Raw genomic sequence first — 12,282 nt, 5'->3', positions numbered from 1 at the left:
GTTAAGTGAGGCAGTGGCTGCTGCTAGGGAGATTCAATCTGAGTCTCATCGCGCCAATGCCCTAAGTAGATTGGCTGATAAACTGCCAGAATTGTTAAGTGAGGCACTGGCTGCTGCTAGGCAGATTCAAGATGAGTCTTATCGCGCCAATGCCCTAAGTAGTTTGGCTGATAAACTGCCACCTGAATTGTTAAGTGAGGCAGTGGCTGCTGCTAGGGAGATTCAATCTGAGTCTTCTTGCGCCGATGCCCTAAGTAGTTTGGCTGATAAACTTTCACAAATACAAAAAACTCCACTTTTTGATCACTGGCGAGAGACCCTTCACATCTTATCTGTTCACACTCGCCCAAACTTACTCAATGATATAAACGCATTAACTCCTGTTATATTTACTTTAGGTGATGAACAAGCAGTGAAAGATATAGCTTCTGCCATTCAAGATGTGTCACGGTGGTGGGGTTAGAGAACAACATCTTTAGTTAGCGATAACATTCTACATAAGAGCCAAAAGATGGAACGGGTGGCTGAAAGTATTCATTACTCATTGAGATTTTTTTAATGACAACAATTTGTCACGACGACATCTAATTAATCACTGTACAACTGGCAATCATACAAAGCGAGCTTTGATGACACTCTAACTCAATACAAAGATTTGATAGGGCAGGTAGGAGTCAACGTCGAATAGGTAACACTAAGGTAACTTCCAGACTTGAACTAAAGAGTAATCAGATCTAACACTAGTTTGAACACCTCTGGTAAGGTAAATCCTTAAATCTGCTGTTTGCCCTGCCGTCATGATCAAAGGACGAGCGTTAGAAGCGTTGATTGTTAAATCACCTCTGGCGCTTTCGGTTTGTCCTAAAATGGCGTATTCTTGCCCAGCAGTAAACAAAGATAATTTTGCTGACATATCAGGACTCGTTTGTGTTGCAGTCGTAGTGACACGGATTTGTGCATGAAAAACAGGCGTCACCTGCTACTTGTGTTGTAAAAAGTCCAGATGTATTAAATCCGTTCCCCTCTAATGCTTCAAATGGAATGCGGTAATAGGTGTCTCTTGCAGGAATAGGAAAGTCTTGTGTTTTCCGAACAAGCGCAATTCTTTGCCAAGCGCGGCTATTTGCATATTCAATTGTTGCAAAGTTATCAGTATTAATTGCTGGTGAACGCACTTCAAAAAGAGGATAGTTTTGAATTTCAGTGATTTGACCTCCGTCCGTGACAACACGCGCTACCTCATAACCTCCTGATGGACGTGTCGTAGCAACAAGTACTTGAGCATTGTTATCAATATAAACGTAGCTTGTGGAGTTGTCAGGACAAGTTATTGAAAGTGCTGCGATACTAGCAACAATTCCCCCAATTTTAATAGTACCAGCCGCCACATTAGCAGTGAGTCCAGCACTACGAGTGACTTGAAAAGCTTGGCTTAACTGACTTTGTAGTGTTCCCAATTTTTCGTTAGCAACTGCTAAACTTTGTTCCAAGTCTGCAAGCTTGCGGGAAGCGGCATTAATCCAAGCTGCTCTTAAAATATCTGAGTCTTGAGCGACCTGCCCCAAGTTGACAATATCTACCATTTAAGCGATTCTCCACATCACAAAATAATTGCTTTGTCCGGTATTGCCACCAGGTGAAATAGAATTACCATAAGCATCTATGCCACCACCGCTCATCTTGGCGCGTACATTAAAAATATCACCTGCAACAACTCCAGCCAAAAACCTCCAACCAATGCGACGCGATCGCCAAGCCCCAGCAGTAGAAGATTCATTTTCGTGTACTTAGTACTCGACCAACCCAATTTAGCGAAAAAATGGGTCTAGAGCCGCCGTCCTAAAGGAGCGGCTTTTTCTTTGCCTTCAAACTTCTAATGAGTTCTCTAAGTACATCAGTTTTTGTTCTGCCGACAGATAAGCAGTAGTCTTCAAGAATTTGAAGTTCGTACTCTTCTACTCTAAAATAAGCATCGTTTCTTCATACTATTGTACAGCTTTATTGTGTACAATAGTAGCATGAGAACACTACGATTTAAGTTGTACGAACACAAGCGGAATAGGCACCTCAAGCGAATGATTAACGCTTCTGGGGTGATTTATAACCATTGCATTGCCCTGCATCGTCGGTACTACCAGATGTGGGGCAAGCACCTAGCTTGCGGAAAACTCCAATCTCATATAGCCAAATTGCGGAAGCGTAGCCTGTTTTGGCAATCAGTAGGTTCTCAGGCAGTACAGGATATCTGTCAACGCCCAATCGAAAGCATACCAATTGTTTTTTAAGCACAATAAAAAGGGGGTTCGTCCACCAGGATTTAAGAAAGTTAAGAAATACAAATCATTCACTCTAAAGCAAGCAGGATATAAATTTCTTGGTAGCAATAGGGTACGAATTGGAAATCGGGTTTATCAATTTTGGAAGTCTAGAGAGATTGAGGGAACGGTCAAAACATTAACGATTAAACGTACACCATTGGGTGAGTTGTTTATGGTTGTTGTAGTTGACGATGCAGTTGAACCAGAAATCAAATTCACGACTGGTAGAATGGCGGGATTTGACTTTGGCTTAAAGACATTCCTCACCTGTTCTGATGGCTCTAGTATTGAATCTCCCCAATTCCTTAAACAGTCTCTCAACACCATTAAGAAAGCGAGTAAACAACATTCCAAAAAGCTAAAAGGGTCATCTAATCGAGAACGGGCTAGAAAGAATCTGGTACGCAAGTATGAGGATATTTCTAATATTAGACGTGACTGGTTTTGGAAGTTGGCACACGACCTAACTAATAGGTTTGATGTGTTGTGCTTTGAAACCTTAAACCTCAAAGGAATGCAACGTCTTTGGGGACGAAAAATCTCAGACCTAGCCTTTGGGGAATTTCTACAAATTCTAGAGTGGATTGCGAAAAAGAAAGGCAAGCAGGTCATATTTATAGATCAATGGTATCCGTCTAGTAAGACTTGTTCTAATTGTGGACACGTTTTAGAAAAGCTGGATTTGTCAGTCAGAGAGTGGCGTTGTCCTTCCTGCCAATCAGTTAATGGGAGAGACGAAAACGCAGCTAAAAATATTTATGCAGTTGGGGCATCAACTGCCGGGTTAGACGATGTAAGACGGGCAACGCCTGCAATTGTTGTTTGAGCCTAGAATCCCCATGCCGCGATAGCTGGGGAGTATGTCAAAACTCTCCTAAGACAGCACGGGCAATACTACTCGTGTGTGAGATGACACGGCTTATGGCATTGACCATTTCTAGGTGGATGGCAGATGCATCTAAACTGGATGCCGCCCCAGAACGTAAGCGGTGGAGATGTTGTAGATGAAGTTCACGCTTGGTTTGATTGAGCGACGTTCTACGCAATAAAACTTCATTTGCAATAATTGAGTCAAAGGACGCCAGCCCTGCCAGTGCTTGTTGCAGGAGCGAAATCGTTTCACTATGATAAGTCGTTAGATCATTCCACTCTTCGTCGGAAAAGGCAATTTGTTTGCGGCGCTGTCGCTTGGCGAGTCGCATGAGTTGCTTGTCAACGATATCGCCAATAGCTTCAAGGTCAGTGCAAATGTAAAGTAATGCGATCGCCCTATTTGCCTGTTCTTGGGTCAATAAATCCCCATTGAGCTGTGTTAAATAGCGCTTAATTGCTATTTCTAACTCGTCGAGATGGTCATCTAGCTGGGCAATGCGCTTGGGGATGTCTTTGCCACCGTCTTCAAAAGCGTGGATGCTCAATTGCAACATCTCCCCTGCCAAATCACCCATCCTGAGGATTTCACGCATCGCCAGCCCGAGTGCTACAGCAGGCGCGGGTAGGGCAGCGGAGTCAAGGTAGCGTGCCCCAGACTGTTCAACAGTTGCTGGTTCTCTTACCAGCGTAGTCGCTAAATGTGCAATCTGATTGACTAGTGGAGCGAAGAAGATTGCCAACAACAGGTTAAACCCTAGGTGGAAAAACGAAACTTGAGCGGCTATTGGTAATGGCACATAACTCAGCAGTGCTGTCAACGGATTAAGCGCCACAAGTGCTACGGCAGCCCCGAATAGTCTAGTACCTACGTAGATATATGCCAGCCTAAGCCCAGTGATACTGCCACTATTGAGGGCTGTCAACAATGGCGCGATTGTTGTCCCTACATTGGCACCCAGTGTAATCGCTAGTGCCGCAGAGAGTGGCACTGCCCCACCAGCTGCTAGTACCAAGACTAGACCAATTGTCGCTGTGCTAGAGATAAAGGCGATCGCCAGGAGTGTGCCTGTCAGTGCCAACACTAAGGGTGAACTAGAGAGTGCTTCGAGGATGGCTTTGGTAATAGGACTCGTGGCGATGGGAGCACTACTTGCATCGATCATCGCTAGTCCTACCAACACGAGTCCAAAGCTGAAAACGCCCCTACCTATATGACGTAGGGCAGCTGTGCGGCGGTTCGTAAATATCGCTACTGCTGCACCGAGTCCCAATAATTCTAGAGCGTAGTCAGTGATATGAAACGCCAGCAATTGGACAACCAATGTAGAACCAACCGCAGCCCCTTGTAGCATGATTGCTGCCGCTGTTAACGGCACCAATTGGGCGTTCACCAATCCCACAAGCACAGAGGCAGTCGCGGAAGAACTCTGAGTGAGCACAGTTGTTATAACACCTGTCACAAAAGCTGCAAAAGGGCGCTTGGCAAGCGTCATCATAGCAAGGCGCAGGCGTGCCCCCAAAGCCCGTTCCATAGCATCGGTGACTAGGCGCACACCATATAAAAGTAACATTACACCACCAAAAAGCAGCAGCAAAACTGTGGTCGGATCGTTGGTGTTGACCATAAGCTAGTTAATCTACGGTAATTCTGATGACTTACTGTAAATTAAGTTTAAGTTAAGAATAAATTAAAACTAACAATAAATACTTCAGTGCGGTCAAAATTTTCGCCAATAACTTGAGTGAAAATCTCTAGGGCTTACTAAATCTTGGGTTATGAGCCTGCTAGGTAGTCTTTCAGCAGTCGCTCAATGTTCGTATCTAGAACGCCTGAAAGTGCAACCAAATCTGCTTCTGTTGGACTTTCATCGCCGTTCATTAAATGATCAAGCCGTTCGACTGGAATACCGCTCGTCTGGGCAATTTTTTGTAACGATGGATAGCGCCCCGATTCGATGACAGCATGAATGGAGTGCGAGAACGACTTTGTCTTGGTATCAATCAGCAATCCATAGAGTAGTGCATTGAGTTCTTGAGCAATATGGACTTTGTCTCGCAGGGAAGCACGCCACTTGAGCCAGTAGAGGACATCATCAACGGTTAACTTAGCCCAGTAGTTAAACCTACGCTGAGGGTCTAGCAACTCCTCCAAGCCAACCTTCCCAGAAAGGTAATGATCAATATCTTCAACGCTGCGGCCTAAGTATCGAGCAACAGCTATTTTTCCTTCACCGCTGATGCTCCCTGTCTTTCGCCAACGATAAATAGTGCTTTGAGAACCCAGTTTCAGCTGCTGGGCTATCCACCGCAGCGATTTGTTTTCCTGTAGGCGATCTAAGAGTTGAATTAACCGCTGTTTCTCGTCGTCCACGTTCGCTCACACAACACCATTTGTTTCCATTTTCGCTTAGACATTGGCGTTAGTTGTCTGTTTCGTTTTAGAACATTTAGTGTTTGACGGTAAAACAGTAGTTGTGATAGAACAGGCATAGACATGACACGAACAAACTCCAATAGTTATTCGTGGCATTACCTAAAGCAAGTCTTGGAGAAATGGTTAGAAACAGATATAAATTTGCTGCTGCTTGTGAACAAGAGCTAATCGTCTTTGGTGCTTCAAGACCGGGTTACTCGGCTCAAAATGTACACGACTGGATTGACTTCATGAAGTCTCAAGGTATAGGGCGGGTTTGCTGCTTACTTCCTGATACCCAGTTAGCTCGTTACTCGGATCTACTTGGAATCTACCGAGAGGTATTTGGAATCGGTCAGGTGTGTTGGGCACCTATTGAAGACTTTCAACTCGCTGAGCGTGAAACCTTGCTCCAGAAGATTCTGCCGTTCTTAGCAACAGCAGACCAGCTTGGTGAGAAGGTGGTTGTCCACTGTTCGGGTGGGATTGGACGAACCGGACAAGTTCTAGCTGCCTGGTTAGTGAGTGGACGAGGGTTATCTAACTCAGATGCAATTGCGGCTACCAGACGCACTGGGAGAAATCCTTATGAAGCGGCAATTGTAGCTTTGCTCAAAGGTCGCAATCCGTGGAAAGTCGTAGGAGAGCTTAACGCACTTTTGGATGATTGTCGTGACGCCAATAGGAATGAGTGAGCGTCTGTTGAATGAGTGATATCAAGCCCAGTTAATTAGTGATGATTCCCACATCTGTGCAAAAACCGGAAAACCCTCTTTCCCTCTGCCCCCAGCAAAGCTGCGTTCTTAATGATAAGTGTTTGACCGGACATGATATTACTCTACTTAGAAGAAACTCTGGTTTATCCAGGTCAAGACTATCAAGGTTGTACTGTTTCAACAATTGGTGAAGAAAAACCTTGCAATCCGAGGTTGGCTGGACGCGGTCGTAATTGTTTTATTAAATTGATGGGAATCTCAAGTTACCTTTTCCTAAAAAGATGATAGAAGCCGTTCCTGCCAATCAGAATTCTGGTGATGTCTTGTCCATATAGATATAAGCATGGAATATTTCCCTCTTACACCAATCATTCGTGGATGACTTGTTTATCTTGATTGGTGCAAGCTCTGAGTTATTTTACTCTGTTTGAACTAATAAAGGAGATGCCCTAATAATTCAGAACAAAAACTACCTATCCGGAAACTAAATTAAGACTTTATGAACTATTCATATTGAATTCTGATAATTTCATAGGCTTTGATGTACTTGAGTACTGAAATATACAGCTTTCCTAGAGCTTTTGTATTAAACCAATGAGATTGAACAATATAATTTTTCATTAAAATACTCAGAATGAGGTATCAATTTGCCAAATAGCTATGACATAATCATCAAAGATTAAAAACTGGTTAACTAAAGATTAATCAAAGGAAATTGCTACCAAAGTAGAGCTTGTGAAAAACTACGGTGAAATTAGTCTAAAGTACATTTGTATAGTTATATTTACGTCAGCCTCTACAGGGGTGGCGTAAAGTGAAACATAAAGTTCTAGCAGTAATGTCCCTTGCTAAAAAGTGGGGTCATCGCTTTGATGAAGTGTTCTCACGGCAAATCCTAAGTCAAGACTTTCAAATTTATTTAGGAGGATTGCTGGGCGAAAGCGATTGCCCGAAGGGCAGTGCGCAGAGCGCAATCACAAAAGCCTTACTTTTTGAACAATACGCTGTGGGATAAAACGAAGCTACATAACCGACGTTTAGACGTTATGTACCAGTGTCGCCAAACCAAACGACAGCACGACTTCACCTTCATCGTTGATAAATCAGGTTTTTGTGAAATCGGTAAGACACACAATGAGCTAGTGTTCTTAACAACTTAGTTGTATGACCAAGTGTGAGAACTGACCTTAGATTTGGTGTTTTGCCAACATACCAGTTTGCTAGCGCAAGGTAAAGAACACCCATATATGTGTCAAGAAAGCAGATATGGTCCTGCATAGGACTGCGTTGGATTGCCATTCAGTTGAATGCCATACCGAGGACGGGAGCAATCGAAGTTGATGACTTGCTCACTAATGCTCCAATTGAGTCAGTGAGCACTACCCAAGTAGCGCTTCTTTGCTTACACGGTGGCGGTGGTTGTATTCACTCAATCCAATGGTTTGCGCTGGGTAATTTTTAGTGGCAAGTTGCAGATATATTTACCTGAGTTTGCACTATTTGTGGCGTTGGTGGTACTGCTGTGGAGTAGTATTTGGCATCTCTATAAGACGGAATGTACTTTTGCTGACATGGATTAGGTGTGTGATTGAGGTAGGAGTTTAGATAGATGTCGGATACGGTTATTCGAGTTGAAAACTTAGCTAAGAAGTACGTCATTACACATCAGGAAGAGGGAAGTATTCGTTACAAAACATTTCGTGGGGCGATAACTAATGCGACGAAGTCCTTTGCTGGTGCGCTCAACCCCCATCGTGCAAAGAACAAAGCAAACGCGAGCCGGGAAGAATTTTGGGCACTTAAAGATGTGTCGTTTGAGATTAAGCAGGGCGATCGCGTTGGTATTATGGGGCGTAATGGGGCAGGGAAATCAACACTACTGAAAATTCTCAGCAGAATTACCGAACCAACAAGCGGCTCTATCCGAATTAAGGGGCGAGTTGCCAGTTTATTGGAAGTGGGAACGGGGTTTCATCCAGAGCTTACTGGCAGGGAAAATATTTTTCTCAACGGTGCAATTCTGGGAATGAGCAAGGTAGAAATTCAACGCAAGTTTGATGAGATTGTGGCGTTTGCAGAGGTGGAGAAGTTTTTAGATACGCCTGTCAAGCGGTACTCATCAGGGATGTATGTGCGGCTTGCTTTTGCAGTAGCTGCGCATTTAGAACCTGAGATTTTAATTGTAGATGAAGTTTTAGCGGTAGGAGATGCACAGTTTCAGAAGAAGTGCTTAGGAAAAATGGAGGATGTAGGGAAGGAGGGGAGAACAGTTTTATTTGTCAGCCATAATATGGCGGCTCTAGAGAGTTTATGCGACAAGGGAATTTTATTAAAGTCAGGTAAAGTTTTGACACAAGGTCAAGCACGAAATGTCGTTAAAGAATATATCAAATCTTATGAGTCTTCCCATGAAATTCATATTTCACAAAGAACTGATAGACAAGGAAATGGTTTATTAACAATAACAGACTTCGATTTATTAACTGATGATAAAAAGTTGGCTTTTAATACTTTAAGCTGCGGTCAGCAAATACTTTTTCAAATCAAATATCAAAGTAAAATTAATGATTTTTATGGAAATTTTCAGATTAGTATTTATGATGAATATGAACTACGTATATTAGCTTTGAATACAAGTACTGTAAATCAACTTCCTCTAAAATTATCAGCAAAGGGACAAATTACAGTTGGCTTATCAAAAGAATTTTCTCTTAGTCCAGGACAATACACCGTTAATGTTTCTGCGTTTATTAATGAAGAGATGGCAGATTACGTCCAAGGAGCAATAATCTTTAATGTAGTAGAGGGCGACTTTTTTGGTTCAGGGAAACTTCCTACAGTTAGCAGCCAATGTTTAGTAAAACAATTCTGGGCATTTGAGAAAATATAAATAAGGAATGTGAATTATGGATAATACAATAAATTTAGAAGAAGTAAATTTTTCCTCTATGTCATTAGTAGATCCCGTTGGAGTAGTTTTCTCATGGAGGGGTCGTTTATTTCGAGCAATTTCTTATGAAGAGGTTGAAAATATTAAGGCAATGTTTGACTGCGGAATGATTGATGCTCTCGTGAATAAAAACCTTTTTCCAAGAACCTGGATAACCAGCTATAAATTGGATGGTTATGGATTAATTGTAGAACACGAAAAGATACCTGCTGTTAACTATCCCTATGAGTGGAGTTTTTTAATGTTAAAAGCTGCAGCAATTGCAGTTTTGCAGGTTAATTTAGTAGCAAATCAATATGGATACCAAACAAAAGATTGTCATGGTTATAACATAATTTTTGATGGCTGTTATCCTAAATTTGTTGATTTAGGAAGTTTTGTAAAATTAGGTGAACCAGGCTCGAATTGGATTGCGTATGAAGAGTTTATAAGATTTTATTACTATGTACTCAGTATTTGGAAAGATGGAAGTTCATATCTGGCTCGTAGAGCGTTAAGTTCTGATTACGAAATGCTTAATCATGACGAATTCTATATTTATAGATATACTTATTTGATTTCCAAAATTTTGAAAAATACAAAAAAATATATATCTAAAATTGCAAAGTATTTAAATATAAAATCACATATACTATCTGATGAATTTGGTTTAAAAAATTTAAATAATATAAGTTTTGTTTCAAAAAAAATTGAAAATATGCATTTCAATGATTTTGGTATTTATAAAAAACCTATCAAAAAAATGCATATAAATTTTGATACAAAACTCTCTCAAGAAATTAGCAAAATTATCAATATTTATGATATTGAAAAGATAACATATTTTTCTGCTGTCTATGAGTTGTCTAAATTAATAATAGAAAAAACTAACATCAAACAAATGGTTTGTGTTAATACTGATGAACATGAAATTGATAAAATTTATGAACTATCTAAAACAAATTCTATAGATTTCCAAGATAAAAAAATACTGCCAGTTTTGTTAAATTTTTTACTTCCTGTTAGCAATTACAGTGCATATCCAAACAACTTACCATACTGCAAAGGCAGGTTCCTATCTGATGCAATCATCTCATTATCAGGGATTGATTATGCTATTTCACTAGGATTTAGCATTGATTATGCTTTAAAGACGATTGCCCAGTATACTAAAAGGTATGCCTTAATAGGATTTAGTACGTGCGATAGTAACGAAAATAAACAAAGTGGTCGCACTATTCCTGAATGGCACATAAAAGATTTTTGTAGAGACAAGTTTCAGCAATATTTTGAATTGCTTTTAGAACAAAAAATAGATGATAAGCTTATCCTTTTTGGGAAGAAGTTTGTCGAGAAGCCAAATAATAAGCGTCAAGAAGATTGTGATGGTTCCCTAACTGAACCTATTCCACTCAAAGGGGGGTAAATAAAGTGATTCACAAAATTACCTATCACGACAAGCTACTAGCCGTAATTGTCTCCAGTAAATTTAAAGAGCCAGGCATTCATTTCTTCACTCCGAACGACCTTTCTCAACAGCTAGCTTATATGCACCACCCCACAGGGAAAGCCATTCAACCCCATGTCCACAACCCTATACTTCGTGAAGTGCAATATACCCAAGAAGTTTTGTTCATCAGAAAAGGCAAGCTGCGCGTAGACTTCTACAACAACCAGCAGGATTACCTGGAAAGTCAAATTCTAGAACCTGGTGATGTCATCCTTTTAGTTACTGGTGGGCATGGCTTTGAAGTACTTGAAGAAGTCGAAATGATTGAAGTCAAGCAAGGTCCCTACGTGGGTGAACAGGACAAAACCCGATTCATCGGCATCACCGCAGAGCAAGCCAAGATAGTTAAGTAGAGTCAGTCATGAACCCAATTCCAGTCAACGAGCCACTACTAGACGGCAAGGAGAAGAAATACTTATTTGAGTGTATCGAAACCGGTTGGATTTCTTCTGAAGGACCATTTGTCAAACAATTTGAACAGCAGTTTGCTGCCCATATGGGACGCAAATATGGTATTGCTGTCTGCAATGGTTCTGTTGCTCTCGATGCGGCAGTTGCAGCATTAGGAATTGGTTCTGGGGATGAGGTTATTCTGCCCACATTCACAATTATTTCCTGTGCAGCTGCCATTGTCCGTGCTGGCGCTGTGCCAGTGGTGGTAGATTGTGACCCCCACACCTGGAATATGGATGTTAGCCAACTTGAGGCGAAAATTACACCCAGGACAAAAGCAATCATGGTTGTCCATATCTACGGACTGCCCGTAGATATGGAGCCAGTGCTAGCCTTGGCTGAAAAATATGGGCTGCAAATTATTGAAGATGCAGCTGAGATGCACGGTCAAACCTATAAAGGACGCCCTTGTGGTAGTTTTGGCGCTATCAGTACCTTTAGCTTCTACCCCAACAAGCATGTCACAACTGGTGAGGGGGGAATGCTGCTCACCGATGATGAAAAGCTGGCGGAGCGCTGTAGTTCTTTACGCAATTTGTGCTTTCAACCCCAAAAACGATTTGTCCACGAAGAATTGGGCTGGAACTTTCGGATGACCAATTTGCAAGCGGCTCTTGGCGTTGCACAGTTGGAACGACTTGACGAATTTGTAGCTCGTAAATACCACATCGGGCAACGATACACAGAACTTTTATCAGACATCCCTGGCTTACAGTTACCTGTTCCAAAAACTGACTATGCCGAGAATATTTATTGGGTGTACGGCTTGGTTTTGAATGATCAAGTGCCTTTTGATGCAGAAGAGGCTATGCGGCGTTTAGCCAAGTATAAAATTGGCACTCGTCCCTTTTTCTGGTGTATGCACGAGCAACCTGTATTCCAAAAAATGGGTTTATTTGATGGAGTGTGTTGTCCTGTAGCAGAAAGAATCGCCCGTCGTGGTTTCTACATCCCTAGTGGGATGGCATTGACAGATGAACAAATGGAACGGGTGGCAATAGCAGTCAGAGAGATTTTTAGTTGAGTGTTGCATTATTCCTTTTGATTCAGAAAACTCAGTTCCTTTTTAT

The 12,282-nt window shown here is 41.7% G+C and carries 11 protein-coding genes and 2 pseudogenes; 9 read left to right on the top strand and 4 right to left on the bottom strand.

All coding sequences use genetic code 11. From position 1 onward, the window contains the following. Nucleotides 1–694: 694 nt before the first annotated feature. Together AACT52_RS39335 and AACT52_RS39330 are read right to left on the bottom strand one after the other, a co-directional pair. Entirely contained in the window at nucleotides 695–913 is a 219-nt protein-coding gene (locus AACT52_RS39335) for a hypothetical protein (protein ID WP_073628791.1), read from the bottom strand. Between the two features lies 1 nt (nucleotide 914). Beyond that, complete coding sequence (locus tag AACT52_RS39330) at nucleotides 915–1,583, bottom strand: hypothetical protein (RefSeq protein WP_073628789.1); 669 nt, start codon at nucleotides 1,581–1,583, stop codon at nucleotides 915–917. 79 nt (nucleotides 1,584–1,662) lie between these two features. Between AACT52_RS39330 and AACT52_RS39325 the strand changes: the two genes are divergently transcribed. Beyond that, the gene (locus tag AACT52_RS39325) at nucleotides 1,663–1,791 is read left to right on the top strand and encodes a hypothetical protein (RefSeq protein WP_272937070.1); all 129 of its coding nucleotides are present in this window, start codon (nucleotides 1,663–1,665) and stop codon (nucleotides 1,789–1,791) included. A 227-nt stretch (nucleotides 1,792–2,018) separates the two neighbouring features. After that, nucleotides 2,019–3,144: pseudogene (locus AACT52_RS39320) on the top strand (RNA-guided endonuclease InsQ/TnpB family protein). A gap of 37 nt (nucleotides 3,145–3,181) precedes the next feature. On the opposite strand, the gene AACT52_RS39315 reads toward AACT52_RS39320, so the two are convergent. Together AACT52_RS39315 and AACT52_RS39310 are read right to left on the bottom strand one after the other, a co-directional pair. Further along, complete coding sequence (locus tag AACT52_RS39315) at nucleotides 3,182–4,816, bottom strand: Na/Pi cotransporter family protein (RefSeq protein WP_073628787.1); 1,635 nt, start codon at nucleotides 4,814–4,816, stop codon at nucleotides 3,182–3,184. A gap of 149 nt (nucleotides 4,817–4,965) precedes the next feature. Then, nucleotides 4,966–5,562: a hypothetical protein gene (locus AACT52_RS39310; RefSeq protein ID WP_073628785.1), complete on the bottom strand. Its 597-nt coding sequence runs from the start codon at nucleotides 5,560–5,562 to the stop codon at nucleotides 4,966–4,968. Between the two features lie 182 nt (nucleotides 5,563–5,744). Between AACT52_RS39310 and AACT52_RS39305 the strand changes: the two genes are divergently transcribed. The 7 genes and pseudogenes from AACT52_RS39305 (at nucleotide 5,745) to AACT52_RS39275 (ending at nucleotide 12,236) form a co-directional block, all read left to right on the top strand. Next, nucleotides 5,745–6,299 (top strand): protein-tyrosine phosphatase family protein, encoded by a 555-nt coding sequence (locus AACT52_RS39305; protein ID WP_073628783.1) that lies wholly within the window; start codon nucleotides 5,745–5,747, stop codon nucleotides 6,297–6,299. Between the two features lie 150 nt (nucleotides 6,300–6,449). Then, nucleotides 6,450–6,655 (top strand): annotated as a pseudogene (locus AACT52_RS39300) (MBL fold metallo-hydrolase); the annotation flags it as partial. A 1,080-nt stretch (nucleotides 6,656–7,735) separates the two neighbouring features. Then, nucleotides 7,736–7,900: a hypothetical protein gene (locus tag AACT52_RS39295; protein WP_198940850.1), complete on the top strand. Its 165-nt coding sequence runs from the start codon at nucleotides 7,736–7,738 to the stop codon at nucleotides 7,898–7,900. Between the two features lie 29 nt (nucleotides 7,901–7,929). Further along, the gene (locus tag AACT52_RS39290) at nucleotides 7,930–9,210 is read left to right on the top strand and encodes an ABC transporter ATP-binding protein (RefSeq protein ID WP_073628781.1); all 1,281 of its coding nucleotides are present in this window, start codon (nucleotides 7,930–7,932) and stop codon (nucleotides 9,208–9,210) included. 16 nt (nucleotides 9,211–9,226) lie between these two features. Continuing rightward, nucleotides 9,227–10,675 carry a hypothetical protein gene (locus tag AACT52_RS39285; RefSeq protein WP_073628779.1) on the top strand — a complete coding sequence of 483 codons (1,449 nt, stop codon included), beginning with the start codon at nucleotides 9,227–9,229 and terminating at the stop codon, nucleotides 10,673–10,675. 5 nt (nucleotides 10,676–10,680) lie between these two features. Further along, nucleotides 10,681–11,112: a cupin domain-containing protein gene (locus AACT52_RS39280; RefSeq protein ID WP_073628777.1), complete on the top strand. Its 432-nt coding sequence runs from the start codon at nucleotides 10,681–10,683 to the stop codon at nucleotides 11,110–11,112. An 8-nt stretch (nucleotides 11,113–11,120) separates the two neighbouring features. Further along, nucleotides 11,121–12,236, top strand: coding sequence for a DegT/DnrJ/EryC1/StrS family aminotransferase (locus tag AACT52_RS39275; RefSeq protein WP_073628775.1), 1,116 nt, complete (start codon nucleotides 11,121–11,123; stop codon nucleotides 12,234–12,236). The last annotated feature ends 46 nt before the right edge of the window (nucleotides 12,237–12,282 follow it).

The sequence above is a fragment of the Scytonema sp. HK-05 genome, assembly GCF_963872035.1.
Lineage (GTDB): Bacteria > Cyanobacteriota > Cyanobacteriia > Cyanobacteriales > Nostocaceae > Kalymmatonema.
The sequence above is the reverse complement of the archived record's forward strand: the minus strand, read 5'-3'. Positions and strand labels throughout refer to the sequence as shown.

What these genes read in the sequence shown, in the direction of transcription:
- AACT52_RS39335 (WP_073628791.1), bottom strand. Translation starts at nt 913, where the DNA reads ATGTCAGCAAAATTATCTTTGTTTACTGCTGGGCAAGAATACGCCATT.
- AACT52_RS39330 (WP_073628789.1), bottom strand. Translation starts at nt 1,583, where the DNA reads ATGGTAGATATTGTCAACTTGGGGCAGGTCGCTCAAGACTCAGATATT.
- AACT52_RS39325 (WP_272937070.1), top strand. Translation starts at nt 1,663, where the DNA reads ATGCCACCACCGCTCATCTTGGCGCGTACATTAAAAATATCACCTGCA.
- AACT52_RS39315 (WP_073628787.1), bottom strand. Translation starts at nt 4,816, where the DNA reads ATGGTCAACACCAACGATCCGACCACAGTTTTGCTGCTGCTTTTTGGT.
- AACT52_RS39305 (WP_073628783.1), top strand. Translation starts at nt 5,745, where the DNA reads ATGGTTAGAAACAGATATAAATTTGCTGCTGCTTGTGAACAAGAGCTA.
- AACT52_RS39290 (WP_073628781.1), top strand. Translation starts at nt 7,930, where the DNA reads ATGTCGGATACGGTTATTCGAGTTGAAAACTTAGCTAAGAAGTACGTC.
- AACT52_RS39285 (WP_073628779.1), top strand. Translation starts at nt 9,227, where the DNA reads ATGGATAATACAATAAATTTAGAAGAAGTAAATTTTTCCTCTATGTCA.
- AACT52_RS39275 (WP_073628775.1), top strand. Translation starts at nt 11,121, where the DNA reads ATGAACCCAATTCCAGTCAACGAGCCACTACTAGACGGCAAGGAGAAG.